Genomic DNA, 20,672 nt, shown 5'->3' on the forward strand with positions numbered 1-20,672 from the left:
CTCACCTGTTCCCATTCCGAACACAGAAGTTAAGCCCACCAGCGCCGATGGTACTGCTAACGCGGGAGAGTAGGCCGCCGCCAGTTTTTATTTTATTTTAAAAGTCTCATACAGCAATGTGTGAGACTTTTTTTTGCTGTATACCTACTCCAAGCAAAGCAAATCATATCACTATAACAATCACTACCACTAACTCAGCATATGAGTAATGAGTAATGAGTAATGAGTAATGCAGGGTGTTCTCAAAACAGGACTTGTTACAATCTATAATATCTTGCCCTCATCCTTTCATTCATTCTTTTCTTTACCGTATATTCTTTATTGCTGTATCGCTATTCTAGATTTATGATCTATTCTTACTTGTATTATGGATCTATTCCCTGGTATTATTACTTCTGATAGATGTATGGAGTACATATACTAAATTTTCACACAAATGTTCTTTATTTTCTCTTTTGATTTTAATAATAATTCCATAAATTAAATCTTTACGTAGTGATTTATTGTTTATAATTTGCTGTTAAATATTGGTTCTGGTTTTCAGTAATCTAAGTTAATTTCTTATTATTGATATAAGAAGCGGAAGCCGAAAAGCTTTAATAGAGTAGGCTACATTAAAACTAAATAACTATGAAAAACTTAGTGAAAATCTCAAGAGAAAATTTAAAAACACTTAATGGGGGAGCTACAGGACCAGGTTGTCCGGATGATCCACAATTTGGAATGTGTTATCCTACAGGCTGGCCTAATGGAATCTGTATGACTAAATATCAATGTTGTGTTCAGCTTGGTCATCCTAAAGATTGGTGTAAAGAAGAATATTTGTAATCTGGAACTACTTTAAAGTTTTTGTTCTAAGAATTGAATATTACAAAAAAATTATTGAACCTACTATCAATTTTGTACTTCAATGGGTAGGTGAACGAATAAAACTTTATACTTGAAGTTTAAAAATAAAAAGGCTATCTCAATACCTGAGATAGCCCTCTTTTTATCTATATTTTGATTTAATCAGACTTGAATTACTCCTAAGTTGAATTTCTCTGTAATAGGAGAGTGATTAGCTGCTTCTATTCCCATAGAAATCCATTTTCTGGTATCTGTTGGGTTGATGATAGCATCAGTCCATAATCTTGCCGCAGCATAGGTAGATTCGGTTTGTTTCTGATATTTTTTTGAAATAGTATCTAATATTTCATTGTGTTCTTCTTCAGATATTTCTTTACCTTGCTTTTTCAACGTAGATTCTTGAATCTGTGCCAGTACCTTAGCGGCTTGGGCTCCACCCATTACTGCAAGATCTGCCCAAGGCCATGCTACAATCAGTCTGGGATCATAAGCTTTTCCGCACATTGCATAATTTCCTGCTCCATAAGAATTTCCTGTAATGATGGTAAATTTGGGAACTACAGAATTGGAAACAGCATTTACCATTTTAGCTCCATCTTTAATGATTCCGCCGTGTTCTGATTTGGAACCTACCATGAAGCCGGTAACATCCTGTAAGAAGATTAAAGGGATCTTTCTTTGGTTACAGTTGGCAATAAATCGGGTTGCTTTATCAGCAGAATCGGAATAGATTACTCCACCAAACTGCATTTCTCCTTTACCACTTTTAACCAACTTTCTCTGATTGGCTACAATTCCTACAGACCAGCCATCCACTCTTGCAGTGGCACAAATGATACTTTTACCATAGTCTGGTTTATATTCTTCATATTCCGAGTTATCTACGAGACACTTGATAATTTCGTAAGTATCATATTGCTCAGCTCTGGAAACAGGCATAATTCCGAAAATATTATCAGGGCTTTCTTTTGGTGGGAAACTTTCTATTCTGTCGAAACCTGCTTTTTCAGTGCTTCCGATTGATTTCATGATGTTTTTGATTCTGTCTAAAGCATCTTTATCATCTTTAGCTTTATAATCAGTAACCCCTGAAATAGAGCAGTGTGTTGTAGCACCTCCCAATGTTTCATTATCAATACTTTCTCCAATAGCAGCTTTTACAAGATAACTTCCTGCAAGGAAAATGGAACCTGTTTTATCCACAATCATTGCTTCATCACTCATGATAGGAAGATAGGCTCCTCCAGCTACACAGCTTCCCATAACAGCTGAAATCTGGATGATTCCTGAAGCACTCATTTTAGCATTATTTCTGAATATTCTACCGAACATTTCTTTATCCGGGAAAATTTCGTCCTGCATAGGTAAGTATACTCCTGCGGAATCAACAAGGTAAATGATTGGAAGTCTATTTTCCATTGCAATTTCCTGTGCTCTCAGGTTTTTCTTTCCTGTGATCGGAAACCATGCTCCTGCCTTTACAGAGGCATCATTGGCTACAACAAGACATTGTCTTCCGGAAACGTAGCCCATTACTACTACTACACCTCCACTAGGGCAACCACCATGTTCTTCATACATTTCATAGCCTGCAAATGCACCTATTTCTATGGAATCAGAATTTTTATCAAGAAGATAGTCTATTCTCTCTCTTGCAGTCATTTTTCCTTCTTCACGAAGCTTCTGAAGCCTCTTTTCACCGCCTCCTTTTTTGATCTCGGCAAGCAAGCGATTTATCTCTGATAATTTTAATCTGTTCTGATCTTCTCGTTTGTTGAATTCGATGTCCATAGAATTTTCAATTTTTTACGCTTAAAGATACTATTTTTATGAGGAATACGGATAGGAAGTAAAACAGATGTTTAATAGTTTGGTTATTAGTAAATTGTGAAATTTTTAACTAAAAAATATTTTTAAATAATTTATATTTTTTCTAACTTTACACTAGAGTAATAGAGGTTGAAATCCCCTGAAAATTACTCTGTTCCTAGTTTATTTTTTTAATAGTTTATTATTTGAAGGCCCTGAAAGTTCAACCAATTTTCAGGGTTTTTTATTACTGACTAAAAATTATGAGTAATATTTTCTGTATTCTAAAATACTAAGGTCGGTAGGAGGATTTTTATATTTTCTGTATTTTTTGGTAAGCTTGAACCCTAGTTTCTCAGGAATTTTTCTGCTGGCTGTATTTTCTTCATCTACGGGATATAGAATATAGTTGAAAGTCAAGTTGCTTTCAGAAAATTCAATGAGCGTTTTTATGATCTCGGTACCTAATCCTTTTCCCTGAGCACTTTTTTTTAGCCATAACCCAAGTTCAATAGACTCTTCTGTTATATTATGAATACCACAGCAGCCTACAAAAGTTCCTTTAGAATCCAGAACGGCCATTACCAGGTCCGTATTTTGTAATAAAGTCTTTTGTGACTCATTGACAAATGTAATAATCTCTTGTCTGTCCCCTTGAGGATTGAAGGGCATATATTGAGTAACCTCCTCTGTAAAATGTTCAACAATATCATCTATGTATGAATCATTAACAGGTTGTAATGTTATACGCTCTGTTTTAATTTTAATATCCGGGCTTAATATCATGTAGCTATTATTTTATTTCTTTTTGGAAAATTAATAGAATAGATCATGTATTAGATAGAAGAACTATTAGAAACTTTATTTCCCAATTTTTATTAACTTAAATTTATATTTTTTATGAGATTTATAAAAGCCTATTTGTAAATTTGCATGTTAAAATTTTAAAGAAGGTAGGATATGCATAAATTAGCTCTTTTCAGGTTGCACTTAATAATATTTTTATGGGGATTCACTGCAATTTTAGGAAAACTGATTCATGCCAATGCTCAGATCCTTGTATTTTACAGAATGTTGTTCGCAGCAATTTTTCTTTTTGTATTCATCAGGATATATAAAAAAGAAAGCATTAGGGTTTCAAAAAAAATATTTTTCAGCTGGCAGCAATAGGTTTTACCATGGCACTTCATTGGTATTGCTTCTTTTATTCAATCAAAGTTTCTAATGTCTCCATTGCGTTGAGTTGCTTGTCATTATCTACACTCTTTGCCTCTATTTTAGAGCCTGTTATCTTTAAAAGAAAGATAGATATTTCAGAAGTGGTGATGGGAGTAGTGATTGTAGCCTGTATTTTACTGATCTTCAAAACAGAGTTCCAGTATAAGGAAGGAATTATGTATGGCGTTCTTTGTGCAGTCTTTGGAACTGTATTTTCAGTTTTTAATGGTAAAATGTTTGGAAAAACGAGTTCAGGGAATATTATATTTTACGAAATATTCTGTGGTTGGTTTATTTTAATGTTATTTTATTTGTTTTCTGGGCAAATTTTTCAAATGAATGAAATAAACTACCGCGATATAGCGTTAATATGCTTGTTAGCCAGTGTTTTCACTGCTTTTCCAATGCTGGAATCAGTGAATTTAATGAAGTATATATCGCCTTTTACTCTAATTTTAACAGTTAATTTAGAACCTGTTTACGGAATTATACTAGCTTTTTTTATCTTTGGGGAATCAGAACATATGAGCCCAATATTTTATATTGCTTCAGGAGTTATGATACTGGCAATCATTGCGAATGGATTAATAAAAGCCAGGAAAACTAAAAACTTTAACTAGCATCAATTTTATAGATGAAAAAATACTTTTTACTCGCATTTTCACTGCTCTACGGGCTGTCTCAATCTCAGATTATCAGGAAGTATTCCAATGAATTCTTAAATATCGGAGCCGGAGCCCGAGGACTGGCAATGGGAGGGGCTGTAATATCCAATCAGGATGACGTGTATTCCCCTATGTGGAACCCGGCAGGTTTGATGGCTATAGAAAAAGACTGGCAGGGAGCAGCAATGCATGCCGAATACTTTGAATCTATTGCAAAATATGATTATTTAGCGTACGCGAGAGTAATGGAAGAAGGAGTTTTTGGAGTTTCAGTAGTAAGACTGGGGGTAGATAATATTTTGAATACAACTCAGATGATTGATGCTGAAGGAAATATTGATTACGATAAAATCACGAAATTCTCACAGTCTGATTACGCAGCTATCCTTTCATATGCATTCCGCCCTGGGGGAAACCCGAACCTTGATGTTGGGGTAAATGCTAAAATTGTCTATAGAAATGTAGGTAAATTTGCGAATGGCTATGGATTCGGTTTTGATGTGGGGGCCATTTATAAAGGTGAAAACGGATGGAAATTCGGAGGAATGGTAAGAGATATTACAACTACTGTCAACTTTTGGAGTATTAATCAGAAAGAGCTGTCAACAGTAGTAAACGGTGAAGAGTTCAACCCGGCACCAAAAGATAAAATGGAACTTACCATGCCTAAGCTTAATGTAGGTGCAAGTAAATTATTTGAAATCAACAGCAGTGTTTATGTATTGCCGGAAGCTGGGATTAATGTAGATTTTGCGAAAACCGCCTCTCTTATTTCTACTGATTTTGCAAGTATCAGCCCTTACGCAGGTGCTGAATTAGGATACCAGAAAATGATTTTTGTAAGATTGGGTATCAATAGATTCCAGTCTATTACAGATATAGAAGATTTAAAAAGAAAAGTTTCTTTCCAGCCAAGTGCAGGGATTGGGATCAGATATAGAGGACTTACCCTGGATTATGCTATTACGAATTCGGGTATTGGAGGTTCTAATTTCTATTCTAATTTCTTCTCGCTTAAGCTGGATATGGGAGCATTCAGAAATGACTAAAATATAGGATATGAAAAAGTTATCAATATTAATGCTGGCGATCTGTTCAACAGCTATTTTCGGACAGAAAGTTTCAGATTATAAATATGTATCTATTCCGGAATATTTTGTAACCTTCAAAGGAGACAGTTATGGTTTAGAAGCAAGATTAGAAAAAGCATTAAAAGCTAAAAAATATGTGGTTCTGCCTACAAATAAGGATCAATGGCCAGCAGAAGCTAGAGAAAATACCTGTAATGTATTGAATGCTGAAGTTTTGAATGTAAAGAGTATGTTTACAAATAAACTGTTGCTAGTTATAAAAGATTGTAATAATAAAACCCTTCTCGAATCTAAGGGAAGTTCGGCTATTAAAGAATTTGAAGAGGGTCTTGCAGACGCGTTGAAGATGGCTTTAGTGAATGTTGGTATGTCTAACCCTGTTGCTGTCCAGCCTGCAATAACCCAAGCTTCAAATACTTCAATTGCTACTGGTTCTACCCAGACTTCTGCTCCGGAAACAGCTGTGATTGCTCCAGCTGCAGCCTTAGGTACAGGAAATTATTCCAATGGAAAATTTGATGTACAGAAGATACAGATTGATGCCAGTCAGTTTATCCTTGCAAAATCAGGGAGTTCTGTACCGTTTGCTATCTTTAAAGCAACTTCAAAGAAAGATGTATTCCTTGTGAAACTTGCGGATAATAATACTACAATTGGTTATTTTGAAAATGGAAATATTGTCATTGATATTCCACAGGCTGATGGAAAGTATTCTAAAGATACTTTTGCAGCAAAATAATCTGCAGATATAATAAACTCATATACAATCCTTAATTCTTGATACTGTCTTGAATTAAGGATTAACTTTATAAAAAAACCATGAAGAAAATCTATATTTCTATATTGACAATCGTGTCAATATTTTCGAACGCACAAAATGTATTCAATACAGAGTTAAAAGAAATTAATTTTGGCTCTTCAAGTGACCCAAGTAATTTTGTAAAACTCAATGATCATATTCTTTTCCCAGCTACAAGATTTGTAGAAGAAGGAAGAGAGCTGTGGAGTTTTGATCCTGTATCTAGGAAATCAGTATTACTTAAGGATATTTTTCCCGGATATAGTATAGGAATGTCAGGTGATCATGCCTTTATGAAGTTTAACAATAAAGTGTACTTTGTTGCTGAACAGAGTAATAATTCTTCCAATAAACAGATTTGGGTTACAGATGGTACAACAGCTGGAACTTCCAAACTAAAGGATCTGAACTTCCAATATTCAATTGAAGCTAGTGCTTTAGCTGGAAATAATATTTTTTTCTACTGTAATAAAGAACTTTGGACATATAATATTGTTACAGACAGCCTGCAGCATTTAAGAACATTTGAATATATGTCAGGAAACATGAAAATGCATACCATGAATAATGCCCTGTTCTTTGTAGGTAATGATGGAGTACACGGAACAGAGCTATGGAAATCAGATGGGACTGTTGCAGGAACTTCATTATTAAAAGATATTGTTCCTAATGCATCAGCGGGCAGTCTTGGTGTAGATTTTAATGCATTAGTTTTTAAAAATAAACTGTACTTTATTGCTAATCTTGGGACAGGATTTGATGGGTATCAATTATATTCAACAGATGGTACAGAAGCAGGTACACTGCCTGTAAAAACTGTGGGGTACCCTCAGTTAGAAGGGGCAGCAAATGATAATTACATCGTTTTTACAGGATTTGATGCAGCAAATGGTTTGGAACCATGGGTTTCAGATGGAACAGCTGCCGGAACACATCTTCTGAAGAACCTGATCCCCGGAGCCACAAGTTCTATGGCAATGAAGAAATTTGTAAAGTTTAATAACAAAATATTCTTTGAAAGTGGAGCCAATGGAGTAAACTCAGCATATGGTAATTATATATGGGAAACGGATGGCACAGAAGCAGGAACTGTTCGCTATAATAGCAATAATGATGCTCTGATATATGGAACCAGCTCAGATAACAATCACCTTATTCTTACAATGCCTAATTATTATAACAGATATTGGGTTGTCAACGGAAATCCCTCTCAGGACTTTGAGATTACAGGACTTGGAATGCCATATAAAAACAGCTTTATAGATCTGAATTCTAAAATTTATCTTACTGGAAATACTCTGAAACATGGAGCAGAGTTATTTTCACTGGATCCGGTTACTCATGAGACGGCAATAGCTTCTGATATCAGCAGATTTGACAGCTCTTATCCTCATGCGTTCCATACATTGAATAACGATCTTCTTTTCATTGCCAGAGACAAGCAGTATAACAACCAGATTTATAAAAGAAATAAAAGTACACAGCAGATTGAAAAACTTTCTAATTATGGAAGTGAATGGTCTGTTGGGATGGGGAGTGATGTGGATGATAATTTTATTAAAGTTGGAAACTATCTTTATACTCCTGAAGCATCTTACAGAACCGATGGAACAGCAGCCAATACAATATCAATATCATCTCCAGATATTACCAGCAGAGTATTGTATACCGCTTTAAATGATAATACACTGCTTTTTGCAGGATATAATAACTTGGTGGGAACTGAACTTTGGAAAATTGATAATACATCCAATACCGTTAGTCTGGTAAAAGATATTTCTACAGATTATATGGGGAGTCTTTATTCCGTAGATTCAAAAGCGACAGTACTGAATGGTTTTGCTTATTTTGTGGCAAAAGAAAATGGAAAACTGGGAATCTGGAAAACAGATGCAACGGAAGCTAATACCCAGAAAGTAATACAATTCTCTTATCAGGATGGAACAGATGGTGATATTAAAATACTGAATGCAGCTAATAATAAACTATTTTTTACAAAACAAAAGGAAAATACACCCACAACTTATAGTTCAGGGCAGAATGAGCTTTGGGCTTCAGACGGAGATCAGGCATCCGCTGTATTACTGAAATCTTACTCAGCTCCTTATAGTTCTGCCACTATTGCCAGAGAAACATTTGTATTTAATGATAAGCTGCTTTATATTACTTCAGGTTATTCTTCATCAGCATTGAACTCTACTGATGGTACTGTTGCGGGAACACAAGAAGTATTTTCTGGGAATTTTTCAGGAGATGTGAAATTTAAAAAATGTGGTAATCAGTTATTTTTTACCAACAACAATGATACACAGTTGTGGAGAACAGATGGAACCACAGTTGGTACTTCTAATGTATCCCAGAATCTTACTTCCATTAAAGAAATGGTGTGTACCAACAACTACCTTTACTTCTTGAATGGTGATTCTCAGAAAGTATGGAAAAGTGATGGTATTTCAGCGCATGCTATAGATATTCTTGTAACTAATGATGATAACCAGCTTCTTGCCAATGAAAATATTCAGAAATTGGGAACAGATGGTGAGAAATTAGTTCTGACGATTACCACCAAAGAGCATGGAAATGAACTTTACGAAGTTACAGATCTGTTACCGGTTTACTTAGCCACCAAGGAAACTCCTAAAACAGAAAGTAAAAATACAGCTTTAGATGTTCAGATTTATCCTAATCCTGTTTCAGAATATTTTTCAATAAAACTGAATGAAAGCAATAAAGTTGAGACCGTGAAAATTTTTGATGCTTCAGGAAAGTTGGTGAAGAACGTTATCTATGACAATAAGAATATTCATGTAGTAGAACTTTCATCAGGAATATATTTCATTAAAGTAAAAACAAATAAAGGAGAGTATCTCGGTAAAATTATAAAGAAATAATACTTGTAAATAAAAGGCTCTTGAAAAAGAGCCTTTTTGTAGTATATATGTTGATGTGTTTTTTCTGTGTCAGTAGATTTCTCGTCCTGTAAGGCTCTGTTATATTATATATTTGTTGAATATTATTTGGAAAAGCTTAAAAGAGGAGGAGAAAAGCTGATAAATGTAAATGATAATGCAGTATCATTTGTAGAATTAGCGTTTTTTCATGGTATTATTGTTTTTTATTAATAATACTAATTTATGAAAAAATAAATATAATGATATTATTTTTGTAATATTTTAAATGTATTTAATTTTTATTGTATTTAATTTGATTTCGGGTGCTGTTTTGTAGCGTATGTCTCTTTTTGAGATAATGTATTTCGAGATGAATTTTTATGAAAAAAGTTCATTTATTTGTGAAAAATAGATTGAAGCAGTAATTGGAATTATGCGTTGTTATTGAAAAATTCCCAAATAACTTTCGCTTTGCTTTTGCCCAGGATTTCTTCTAAAGTTTCCTGGCTGGCTTCTTTAATCCTTTTTACAGATTTAAGTTTAGACAGTAATAATTCTATTGTTTTTTCACCTACACCAGGAATTTCTTCCAGTTCAGATTTTATAGTAGAGTTTTTTCTTCTTGTTCTGTGATGTTTTACCCCAAACCGGTGAGCTTCGTCTCTCACTCTTTGAAGAATCTTTAAAGTTTCAGATTTTTTATCAAGATATAAAGGAATAGGATCTTCCGGGAAGAAAATTTCCTCCAGTCTTTTAGCAATTCCCACAATGGTAATTTTACCATAAAGCCCCAATAACCTCAGGCTTTTGACTGCAGAAGACAGCTGTCCCTTTCCACCATCAATAAGAATGAGCTGCGGAAGATTTTCACCCTCGTCAAGCATTCTTTTATATCGGCGGTAGATAACCTCCTCCATCGTTGCAAAGTCATTAGGTCCTTCCACTGTTTTAGGATGGAAAATTCTATAATCTGCCTTACTGGGCTTTCCATCTTTGAAAACTACACAGGCAGAAACCGGGTTGGTTCCCTGAATGTTCGAGTTATCAAAACCTTCAATATGCCTTGGTTCTACAGGCATTCTCAGAAGCTTCTGCATTTCAGCCATAATCCTGTTGGTATGTCTTTCCGGGTCTACGATCTGAACCTGCTTTAATTTTTCCAGACGATATTCCTTCGCATTTTTTTCTGAAAGTTCCACGATTCTTTTTTTATCTCCAACCTTTGGAACAATAAGTTTCACATTCGGAATCTCTACAGACAAATGGAAAGGAAGTAATACCTCTTTTGAATCAGAACCAAACTTTTGCCTGATTTCGATTAAAGCCTCTTCCATGATATCCTCATCCGTCTCTTCAAGAATTTTTTTAATCTCTGTAGTGAAACTCTGAATGATATTTCCGTTTCTTATTTTAAAGAAGTTCACATAAGCTGCTGTTTCATCACTGGTCATTCCGAAAACATCCACATCATCAATATTGGGATTTACCACGGTATTTTTAGCTTGATAATCTTCCAGAATGTCCAATCTTTCCTTAATGATTTGTGCCTCTTCAAACTGAAGATTAGAGGCAAGCTTCATCATCTGATTGACCAGATATTCTTTTGCTTTTCGGAAGTCTCCTTTAATAATTCCACGGATGGCATCTATCTTTTCGTCATATTCTTCTTTGCTTTCAAGATCTTCACAAGGGCCTTCACAGTTTTTAATATGATATTCCAGACAGACTTTATACTTTCCGTCTGCAATTTTAGAAGGTGAAAGATTCAGATTACAGGTTCTGAGTTTATAAATATGTTTGATGGTATCCAACAAAATTTTTGCTGGACGCACCTTGGCATAAGGTCCATAATATTCCGAACCATCTTTAATGACATTTCTGGTGAGGAAAATTCTTGGGAAATCTTCGTTTTTGATACAGATCCATGGATAGGTTTTGTCATCCTTCAGCATGACATTGTAAAACGGCTGATGTTCTTTAATAAGATTGTTTTCCAGTAAAAGAGCATCATACTCACTGTTCACAATGGTAGTTTCCAAACGCTGGATTTTACCAACCATGATTTTGATCCTGTATCCCGAAAGATTTTTATTGAAGTAGGAGAGAACCCTTTTCTTTAAATTTTTAGCTTTTCCCACATACAAGAGCTGTTCGTTTTTATCATAATAACGATAAACACCAGGTTCGGAAGGTAAAGTTTTGAGCTGTAGTTCTAAAGAAGGATTCATATAACAAAATTAAGGATTCTTTCGGTTTAAAAGAAGAAAACCTGCAGAATGCACTACAGGTTTTAGAATTTTATATTGAAGATGCTTATCCGTTACTCATTTCAGTATAAGCATTTACCAGAAAACTGAAGTAATCCCATTCAACAGAATTTTTAGGATAAAGCTTCATGAATTGCTGATTGTCACCAAAAAGAAAATCATAATTGTCTTCAAAATCATCTTTATGAAGCCACATTACTTTATCTCCTTTCTTTACATAATAGGATTTAATAACACCGCCACCAAGCTGTGGGCCACCCATTACGCCAAATCCGCCTGTTTCTTTGGCTCTCGGATCATGATATACAGAGATGATATCATCAAAATCGGGATTAATGACCTGCATCAGGAATTCTTTATCATCCTTTTTATTTTTCAGAGAAACAGTTTGGTTTACAAAATAGATCCTGTCATTATTAGTTCTTTTTGTCAGTTTCTTGGTACTGTAATTCCGGATATTTCCCATATACCTTGAAACTTTCATGAATTTTTCCGCATTACTCGGATAAACATACATCTCACTGATCTGTTCTGCATTGAAATTAACAGATTTTTTAGTAATACTGTCTTTAATAGCTACTTCATAGATCTGGCCTTTTTTAGTTTCAATATTATTACAGAATCCTTTGTGGGAAGTACCGTCTTTTAAAATAATAGTGGATGTTTTTTTAGGAGAAGGAGCATTAAAACCTTCATTGAAAAGGTAAGTCTCCATTTTTTTGATGTCTTCCTTAGAATATTTTATTTTCTGGGCGAAGGAAGTAGTTCCTGCAACGCATAAAGCAAGCAGTAAAGTTTTCAGTCTCATGTATTGTAGTTTTTTAATGTTGGCGGTAAAAATAGCAAATTAATTTACTTCTTCAGATAAAAATATAGAACAGTGAAATTTAGTTTCTCCAATTATTGTTAAATGCGTAATTTTAAGAAAATTTTTTAGAAATGATATACGGAGTAGATGTTTTTACTTTCCATGATGTTCTGGAAATATGTAAAAAACCTAATAAAGCCAAGCTGAACAAAGCAGCAAAAGACCAAATTTTAAAATCTCAGAAAAACGTACAGCAAATTGTAGAATCCGACAGATGTGTATATGGAATCAATACAGGATTCGGGCCGTTGTGCGATACTAAAATATCAGCTGATGAAACCGCTCAGTTACAGTACAACCTGATTATTTCTCATGCAGTAGGAGTAGGAAAGCCTATTGAAAAGGAACTTTCCAAAATCATGATGATTGCTAAAGTTCACGCTTTATCAAAAGGATTTTCGGGAGTTTCTCTTGATGTTATTGAGAGAATGATTCTGATGCTTGAAAAAGATATTATTCCTGTGGTTCCTGAACAGGGATCTGTGGGGGCATCGGGAGATTTGGCTCCTCTGGCTCACCTTGTATTACCTTTATTAGGTCTTGGACAGGTTTGGGAAGGAGATCAGGTTTCCGATACGATGGAAGTACTGGGAAAACATAATCTTGAACCATTAGTTCTTGGGCCAAAAGAAGGACTTGGATTAATTAATGGAACACAGTTTATTCTGGCTCATGCGATCAAAGGGTTAGAAAAATTTGAATATTTATTAGATCTTGCTGATATGACGGCTTCAATGAGTATTGAGGCCTACAGAGGTTCTGCAAGCCCTTTCAAAAAAGAACTTCACGAGATCAGACCGTTTGAAGGAAGTAAAAAAGTAGCTGCAAGAATGCTTAAGTTTCTGAAAGGATCAGAAAATATGAAAGCTCATGAGGATTGTGAGAGAGTTCAGGATCCTTATTCTATGAGATGTGTACCTCAGGTTCACGGAGCGAGCAGAAATGCATTTGAGCACCTTAAAAATATGGCAGAAACAGAATTGAATTCTGTAACAGATAACCCAATTGTATTAAGTGCGGAAGAATCTATCTCCGGTGGAAACTTCCATGGTCAGCTGATGGCTTTACCATTAGATTATGCTACCCTTGCTGCTGCAGAATTAGGAAATATTTCAGACAGAAGAAGTTATTTATTATTAGAAGGAAAATATGGACTTCCAAGATTATTAACAGAAAGCTCAGGATTAAATTCAGGATTTATGATTCCTCAGTATACTTCTGCAGCGTTAGTAACAGAAAATAAAACTTTATGTTTCCCGGCATCTGCAGACTCTATTCCTACAAGCTTAGGACAGGAAGATCACGTTTCTATGGGAAGTATTTCAGGAAGAAAATTCAATCAGGTTCTTGGTAATCTTGTTAATATTCTATCTGTTGAGCTAATGTTTGCCGCTCAGGGACTTGAATTCAGAAGACCTTCAAAATGCTCTAAGATCATTGAAGAAAACTTTACGATTCTTCGTTCTAAAGTTGCCAAGCTTGAAGACGACAGGTTGATCGGGCAGGATATGCTGGCTATTGCAGAGCTAATCAAAGAAAGAAAGTTTATTGTAAACTAATCCTATAATGAAAGGCTTCCGAAAGGAGGCCTTTTTGTTTGTTTGCTCTTGCAGAATTATATCTAAATACAGAAAAAAATATAAGAACATCTTTTTAAATTTTAATCAGATAATAATGAGAATACATAGAACCGATTCTAATTCCTCAGATTTTAAAACCCTTGTAAAATCTCTTGATGCTAACCTTGCAGAACATAACGGAGAAGATGATGCATTTTTTGCTCAGTTTAATAAAATTGATATGATTAAAAACTGTATTGTGGTTTATATAGATGAAACTCCGGCAGCTTGCGGTGCTTTTAAGGAACTATCCGAAGACACTGTTGAAATAAAAAGAATGTTCACAGATCCTGAGTTCAGAAAAAGAGGACTAGGATCTTCCATTGTAAAGGAACTGGAAAACTGGGCTAAGGATTTAGGCTATAAAAAAGCCGTTCTTGAGACATCTAAGGATCTCACCAATGCCATTTCCGTTTATGAAAAAAGTGGCTTTCAAAAAATCCCTAATTATGGACAGTATATTGGTGTTGACAGCAGTGTCTGCTATGGAAAAGATTTGAAATAAAAGAACAATACCTCAGTTGAAAGAGCTTAAATTCTCCTCCTCTGGAGGGTGGTCAAAAATTCTTTGGATTTTTGACGGGGTGGTTAGTTTTATCTATAATCTACACTAATATTCATTAAAGAATACTTATTTAAGGATATTGATCTATTATCCTCAAAATTAATATTCATATAATGCTAAATTCACTTTTTTACAACTTTTAATTCTCATGAAAGTGTTATATTGTGACACCAATCAAAATTATAACATATGAAGAAAAGTGTATTTTTCCTGGCATTATTTTTTGCCTTAAACTCCTGTACACAGGAAGAACTTCGCAATGAGAATTCAAATACTGAAATGTCTCAAAAAACTCCATTAACCGAAAAGCAGATCAATGAAAGGATTAACCAGGCCATAAAAAAGGATGGAACTTTCAATTGGAGCAATGAATCCGATCATTTTCTCTGGAGTGCCATTTTCCGTGGGAACAGAATGGTATCTATTGGATTTGGTTCATCCAAAGATGATTTTGACAGAAGCAAATCCCCGGACAATAAGAGTATGGAGGAAGATATTTTAAATCTTATTGCAAAATCTGAAGGAAAGGGATCTGGAAGGTTTCTTTTGAATTCCGACAAATATCTTAACCAGATGGATGTTACCATTGAAAAAGAAGAGACTATAACTGCCCTTCGCCAAATGAAGAACATCCGATATGTAGAACCTGCAGACTATCATTATTTTGAGAATGAAGCTAAATACAATACCACTGCAAAATCTTCAGGCAGCGGTTCTTCAGGATGTGGTTTTTCTACAGCTACTCTAAGTGCAGTAGATTATACATCCACAACACCAAGTGCCAAAATTCCATGGGCATTTGCCAAACACAACATTCCTGATGCATGGAGCTACAGTACCGGAGCAGGAGTAACTATCGGTCTTATTGATACAGGAGTCTCCCCGGATCAGTCTTTATTGGGATCCAGCTTTAATAATGGAGCATCATCGGGAAGAACAATCAGCAAATTTGGAGTGTATAATTCAGATGGTTCTGCAGATCAATGTGGACATGGAACTAAAATGGCTTCTGTAATGACTGCTCCAAGAAATAATGCCGGACTTCCGGTAGGAGTGGCTTATAATGCGAATCTTATTGCATACCGTGCTGCAGAAAATGTAGTTTTGGAAACTTCAAGTGAACAGAATGGGGTGAAAACTGCATTTACCGAATTAGGAAACAATACCAATGTAAAGATCATTTCCATGTCTATGGGGCATATTTTTTCAGTAGGAAAAATTGAAGATGGAGTAAAATATGCTTATGCAAGAGGAAAACTGATTTTCTGTGCCGGCGGAACATCTACCAGCTTTACCAACTTTGTAGGCGTTATTTTCCCTGCTTCAATGTCAGAAACTCAGGCGATAACAGGAGTGAAAGAAGGAACTTCCGACCAGAAATGTAATGTTTGCCACTCCGGAAGCCAGATTGATTTTACCTTCCAGATGGAAAGAGCATCAGGAAATACGGTTCCGGTTTTAAGTTATTATAACGGACAGGCTGATTATGTTGGCGGATCTTCGGTGGCAACGGCTGCTACTGCGGGAATTGCTGCTTTAGTTTGGGCTAAAAATCCATCATGGACCAGAGATCAGGTGCTTAATAAAATGAGACAGTCGGCGACGTATTATCCAACAGTTAATTCAAGCTATGGCTACGGAAATATTAATGTTTTAAAAGCAGTACAGTAAATAATACTACTATAAAAAGAAAAGGAAACATCTCAGTTGAGGTGTTTCCTTTTTTATTTTTAATATCATTTATCCTATCCTTACACTGGTCATACTCAGTGAACCGCCTATAAGCTCATCATTAAATAAAGTGAGTTCTTCGGCCCGATCCTTTAATCCTAAGGTATAAATTAAAGGAAGATAATGGTCTGGAGTAGGAACTGCATATTGTAGAGATGTTCCCTGTTTATGATAGTCAATAATATTCTGGAAATTACCGTCCAGAAGCCAGTTATTGGTTTTTTCACGAGCTTCTATCGCCCAATCCCAGCCAGCTCCTACAGTATTGATATTTTTCCAGTCAATCATGCGTAGATTATGAACAATATTTCCGCTTCCTATAATCAGGATCCCTTTCTCACGAAGTTTATTCAGTCTTTGGGCAAGATCATAATGGTATTGTGGAGACTTCGTATAATCAATGCTTAATTGGATTACCGGAATATCAGCATCAGGATATAAATGTCTGATGACAGACCATGCACCGTGATCCAGTCCCCAATTGTGATCTTCTTCCACGTCTAGAGGAAGCAAAAGTTCAGCAGTTTCTCTGGCCAGTTCCGGACTGCCTGGAGCGGGATACTGTACTTCAAATAATTCTTTAGGAAAACCATAGAAATCATGAATGGTTTTAGGCATTTCCATTGCTGTAACAAACGTTCCCGGAGTATACCAATGAGCAGAAATACATAAAATGGCATTAGGTTTGGGAATCTCACTTGCTGTTTTACGGAATCCCTGTACAAACTGGTTCTCCTCAATGGCATTCATCGGGGAGCCATGCCCAAGGAATAAAACCGGCATTCTTTGTGTGTTGTTAAAGCCTTCGCTTATATTTTGAAGATCGTTGAGGTTCATAAGTATTGAATATTGATAAAAAAGAAAAGGTTCAAGGTTTTTAGTAAAAATCCCTGAACCTTTTTATAATGTATGGTATAAATTATGCCTGTTTTACAAACTGTAATTCACCTGCAATTTTTACATCGTCACTCACCATTACACCTCCTGCTTCAAGAGCTGCATTCCAGTTCAGTCCAAAATCTTTTCTGCTGATCTTTCCTTCAAAAGAGAAACCTGCTTTTGTATTTCCCCATGGATCAACGTTAATTCCACCGAAATCTACATCTAATGCTACAGGCTTTGTAATCCCGTTGATAGTAAGGTTTCCAACCACTTCATTGTTCAGGTTCTGAGAATCAAAAGTGATGGTCGGATGAGCTTCAGCATTGAAGAACTCAGCAGACTTTAAATGGTTGTCTCTGTCGGTATTATTGGTGAACACAGAATCCGTCTGGATGGTAGCTGTAGTTTTAGCATTTGCAAAGAATTCGTCTTCAGATTCAATTTCAGCTGTGAAAGTTCTGAAACTTCCTTTTACGTTAGAAATCATCATGTGTTTTACTTTGAAAGTAATTTCACTATGTGTTGGGTCTAAAATCCATTTTGTTGCCATTGTAATTTTGTATTTTTTTGTTATTATTAATGATGCAAATTTAGAACAGAGAACATATACGAGTCATTGATATAGGATAAGAAATGAAATAGTAACATTTTTTGAATGATGAACTTTTCTCTTAATTAGCCTTATAATGTTTCATTTTAATATTCTCAATCAATTTTATCACAGATAAAATCCCCGCGTTTTAAAAACATATCCTTTTAAACAAATTTTTGCGTCTTCATTTTTTCCAACTAACATTACAAAATTCTACTATTAAGTTAAGAAATAATTTCTATCGATGGATTAATTACATTTTATGAATGTTTTATTTTAACGTTTCTTAACGGATGATTTTTATTTCTTATTTTTGATGGATTCAATTTTATACAATGAAATTACATAAATTTTCTTTATTGATGCTTGTTTTGGGAAGCTCAGCGTTTGCCCAGACACAGAAGTTTACGATGGCGGAGGCTGTAAATGGAATGAGAACCAACCTTGCCGTGAAAAATATATCACAGTTTTCATGGTCTGCAGATGGTAAATCCTATATCCAGTCTGTAAAAGGTGGATATCTGGCTACAGATTTAAAAACAAACAAGCAGGATACTCTGATATCTCTGACACAGTTGAACAGGCAGTTTGCAGATAATAAACTGAAATCTGTTCCACCTATTAAGTTTACAGGAATATCTAACGGATATTTCAACACAAACGGTAAAATGTTCTGGATTGAAAAATCAGGAAACGACTGGAAAGTAAAAAATTCAACAACGGTAGATCAGGATGCAGCTAATGTAAAAATGTTTGGTGACGGGCAGACTTTTGCCTTTACAGCAAAGAATAATTTATTTGTTAATAAAAACGGGAAAACTATTGCCGTTACCAATGAAGCTAATGAGAATATCATCAGCGGTCAGACGGTTCACAGAAACGAATTTGGAATTGATACGGGGATTTTCCCGGCACCCAACTCTGAAAGCGTAGCATTCTATAAAATGGACCAGACTATGGTAGCAGACTATCCAATCATTGACTGGTCTGTAACTCCGGCTGTTAACCATAACATCAAATACCCAATGGCTGGGCAAACCTCTCATCAGGTAACAATAGGGATTTTCAATATCAAAACGCAGGCAACTACTTTCCTGAAGATTGAAGGTGAAAAAGATCAGTATCTGACAGCAGTTACATGGAGCCCTGACTCAAAATATATTTTTGTAGGTGTATTGAACAGAGGGCAGAATCATATGAAAATGAATCAGTATGATGCCGTTACAGGAACACTGGTAAAGACTTTATTTGAAGAAAAAGACAGCAAATATGTTGAGCCACAACATCCGCTTACATTCTTCCCGAACTCAAATACAGATTTCATCTGGCAGAGCCAGAGAACAGGATACAATCACTTATTCCATTATAATCTTGAAAAAGGATTGGTGGCTCAGATCACAAAAGGAGACTGGCTGGTAACCGATATTTTAGGATTTAATGAAAAGAAAAAAGAGATTTTCTTTACTTCTACAAAAGAAACTCCTTTGGAAAGACATTTGTACAAGATCAACTGGGCCAACTTCAAGATGGAAAGACTGGATACTGCTGAAGGTATGCATGCCGGAGTTTTGAGCAGTGACGGAAACTATCTGTATGATACTTATAGCAATGCAAACACTCCAAGAGTAGGAAACATTATCAATACATCCAATTTAAAATCTACAAACATCCTTACTTCTGAAAATACTTTAAAAAATTATCAGAGACCGGAAATTAAAAATGTAGAATTAAAAGCTGATGATGGAACTCCTTTATATGGAAAGATTATTCTGCCAACCAATTTTGATCCGAATAAGAAATATCCAACGATTGTTTACTTATACAACGGGCCACACCTACAGTTGATTACGAACAGCTTCCCGGCTTCAGGAAATCTTTGGTATGAATATATGGCTCAAAACGGATATATTATTTTCACAATGGATGGAAGAGGTTCTGCTAACCGTGGAATGAAGTTCGAGCAGGCTGTTTTCAGAAACCTGGGAACAACAGAGATGAACGACCAGATGAAAGGAGTAGATTATCTGAAATCACTTCCTTATGTAGATGGGGATAAAATGGGTATTCACGGATGGAGCTTCGGTGGATTCATGACCACTAGTTTCATGCTTCGTAAACCTGATGTATTCAAAGTAGGAGTAGCTGGTGGGCCAGTTATCGAATGGAATATGTACGAAATCATGTACGGGGAAAGATATATGGACACTCCGCAGGAAAATCCACAGGGATATGCAAATGCTAATCTTTTAGATAAAGTTCAGAACCTGAAAGGAAAACTGTTAATGATTCACGGGGCACAGGATGATGTCGTTGTATGGCAGCATTCTATTAAGTTCATCAAATCAGCGGTAGACAATGGAGTTCAGTTAGATTACTTTGCTTATCCGGGACATCCGCATAATGTGATCGGAAAAGACAGAGTTCACCTGATGCAGAAAATCACAGATTATTTTGATCAGAATCTGAAAAAATAATAATAAAATCCAGCCATTTTGGTTGGATTTTTTGTTGATGTACTGTTGGATAACGCAAAGGCGCAATGAACACTTAATATAATGCTGTTTTAAGGCGCAAAGATTTTATCTGAGATAAAATTGTACACCGTTTTATAATTGCCATTAATATTCGCAGATAAAAAGAAATTCGTGCATTCGTGGCAAAAAATAAGCGTAACTCTTGCTGAAAATCTTTGATTTTCTTACGCCTTACAACAGCATCCTTTTTAATTTCTTTGCGCCTTTGCGTTTTTCCAACATCATTCATTAAACCATATTACCGATCTTATCAAACATCAATGGATAAACCTTTTCATAGCCGTAACTTTGC

The 20,672-nt window shown here is 35.4% G+C and carries 14 protein-coding genes, 1 rRNA gene and 1 pseudogene; 10 read left to right on the forward strand and 6 right to left on the reverse strand.

Features of this window, described 5'->3' with window-relative positions:
* Both rrf and BOQ64_RS20320 read left to right on the forward strand, forming a co-directional pair.
* A 5S ribosomal RNA gene (gene rrf / locus BOQ64_RS20315) occupies positions 1–86 on the forward strand; the annotation flags it as partial.
* Positions 87–630: 544 nt separating this feature from the next.
* A complete protein-coding gene (locus tag BOQ64_RS20320; protein ID WP_129058586.1) occupies positions 631–828 on the forward strand; it encodes a bacteriocin-like protein in 198 nt (65 codons plus the stop codon).
* A 183-nt stretch (positions 829–1,011) separates the two neighbouring features.
* Here the strand turns inward: BOQ64_RS20320 and BOQ64_RS20325 are convergent, their stop codons facing one another.
* Together BOQ64_RS20325 and BOQ64_RS20330 are read right to left on the reverse strand one after the other, a co-directional pair.
* Entirely contained in the window at positions 1,012–2,640 is a 1,629-nt protein-coding gene (locus BOQ64_RS20325; protein WP_129058587.1) for an acyl-CoA carboxylase subunit beta, read from the reverse strand.
* A gap of 279 nt (positions 2,641–2,919) precedes the next feature.
* Positions 2,920–3,444 carry a GNAT family N-acetyltransferase gene (locus BOQ64_RS20330; RefSeq protein ID WP_129058588.1) on the reverse strand — a complete coding sequence of 175 codons (525 nt, stop codon included), beginning with the start codon at positions 3,442–3,444 and terminating at the stop codon, positions 2,920–2,922.
* Between the two features lie 174 nt (positions 3,445–3,618).
* Here BOQ64_RS20330 and BOQ64_RS20335 point away from each other — a divergent pair.
* From BOQ64_RS20335 to BOQ64_RS20350, 4 genes and pseudogenes are all read left to right on the forward strand, one after another.
* Positions 3,619–4,496: pseudogene (locus BOQ64_RS20335) on the forward strand (DMT family transporter).
* 14 nt (positions 4,497–4,510) lie between these two features.
* Entirely contained in the window at positions 4,511–5,590 is a 1,080-nt protein-coding gene (locus tag BOQ64_RS20340) for a PorV/PorQ family protein (RefSeq protein WP_129058589.1), read from the forward strand.
* Between the two features lie 10 nt (positions 5,591–5,600).
* A complete protein-coding gene (locus tag BOQ64_RS20345; protein ID WP_129058590.1) occupies positions 5,601–6,371 on the forward strand; it encodes a hypothetical protein in 771 nt (256 codons plus the stop codon).
* An 80-nt stretch (positions 6,372–6,451) separates the two neighbouring features.
* Positions 6,452–9,322 carry a T9SS type A sorting domain-containing protein gene (locus BOQ64_RS20350; protein ID WP_129058591.1) on the forward strand — a complete coding sequence of 957 codons (2,871 nt, stop codon included), beginning with the start codon at positions 6,452–6,454 and terminating at the stop codon, positions 9,320–9,322.
* 431 nt (positions 9,323–9,753) lie between these two features.
* Here BOQ64_RS20350 and uvrC read toward each other — a convergent pair whose 3' ends face one another.
* Both uvrC and BOQ64_RS20360 read right to left on the reverse strand, forming a co-directional pair.
* The gene (uvrC, locus tag BOQ64_RS20355) at positions 9,754–11,550 is read right to left on the reverse strand and encodes an excinuclease ABC subunit UvrC (protein ID WP_129058592.1); all 1,797 of its coding nucleotides are present in this window, start codon (positions 11,548–11,550) and stop codon (positions 9,754–9,756) included.
* 85 nt (positions 11,551–11,635) lie between these two features.
* Positions 11,636–12,397, reverse strand: coding sequence for a hypothetical protein (locus tag BOQ64_RS20360; protein WP_129059829.1), 762 nt, complete (start codon positions 12,395–12,397; stop codon positions 11,636–11,638).
* A 131-nt stretch (positions 12,398–12,528) separates the two neighbouring features.
* Here BOQ64_RS20360 and hutH point away from each other — a divergent pair, with 131 nt between their 5' ends.
* The 3 genes from hutH (at position 12,529) to BOQ64_RS20375 (ending at position 16,312) form a co-directional block, all read left to right on the forward strand.
* Positions 12,529–14,016: a histidine ammonia-lyase gene (gene hutH, locus BOQ64_RS20365; protein WP_129058593.1), complete on the forward strand. Its 1,488-nt coding sequence runs from the start codon at positions 12,529–12,531 to the stop codon at positions 14,014–14,016.
* Positions 14,017–14,131: 115 nt separating this feature from the next.
* Positions 14,132–14,581, forward strand: coding sequence for a GNAT family N-acetyltransferase (locus BOQ64_RS20370; RefSeq protein ID WP_129058594.1), 450 nt, complete (start codon positions 14,132–14,134; stop codon positions 14,579–14,581).
* Positions 14,582–14,830: 249 nt separating this feature from the next.
* The gene (locus BOQ64_RS20375) at positions 14,831–16,312 is read left to right on the forward strand and encodes a S8 family peptidase (RefSeq protein WP_129058595.1); all 1,482 of its coding nucleotides are present in this window, start codon (positions 14,831–14,833) and stop codon (positions 16,310–16,312) included.
* A 69-nt stretch (positions 16,313–16,381) separates the two neighbouring features.
* On the opposite strand, the gene ygiD is transcribed toward BOQ64_RS20375, so the two are convergent.
* Positions 16,382–17,209 (reverse strand): 4,5-DOPA dioxygenase extradiol, encoded by an 828-nt coding sequence (gene ygiD, locus BOQ64_RS20380; protein ID WP_129058596.1) that lies wholly within the window; start codon positions 17,207–17,209, stop codon positions 16,382–16,384.
* 82 nt (positions 17,210–17,291) lie between these two features.
* Positions 17,292–17,804, reverse strand: coding sequence for a YceI family protein (locus tag BOQ64_RS20385; protein ID WP_129058597.1), 513 nt, complete (start codon positions 17,802–17,804; stop codon positions 17,292–17,294).
* A gap of 377 nt (positions 17,805–18,181) precedes the next feature.
* Between BOQ64_RS20385 and BOQ64_RS20390 the strand changes: the two genes are divergently transcribed.
* Positions 18,182–20,320, forward strand: coding sequence for a S9 family peptidase (locus tag BOQ64_RS20390; protein ID WP_129058598.1), 2,139 nt, complete (start codon positions 18,182–18,184; stop codon positions 20,318–20,320).
* The last annotated feature ends 352 nt before the right edge of the window (positions 20,321–20,672 follow it).

This window comes from Chryseobacterium sp. CH25 (genome assembly GCF_004119455.1).
Taxonomy (GTDB): domain Bacteria; phylum Bacteroidota; class Bacteroidia; order Flavobacteriales; family Weeksellaceae; genus Chryseobacterium.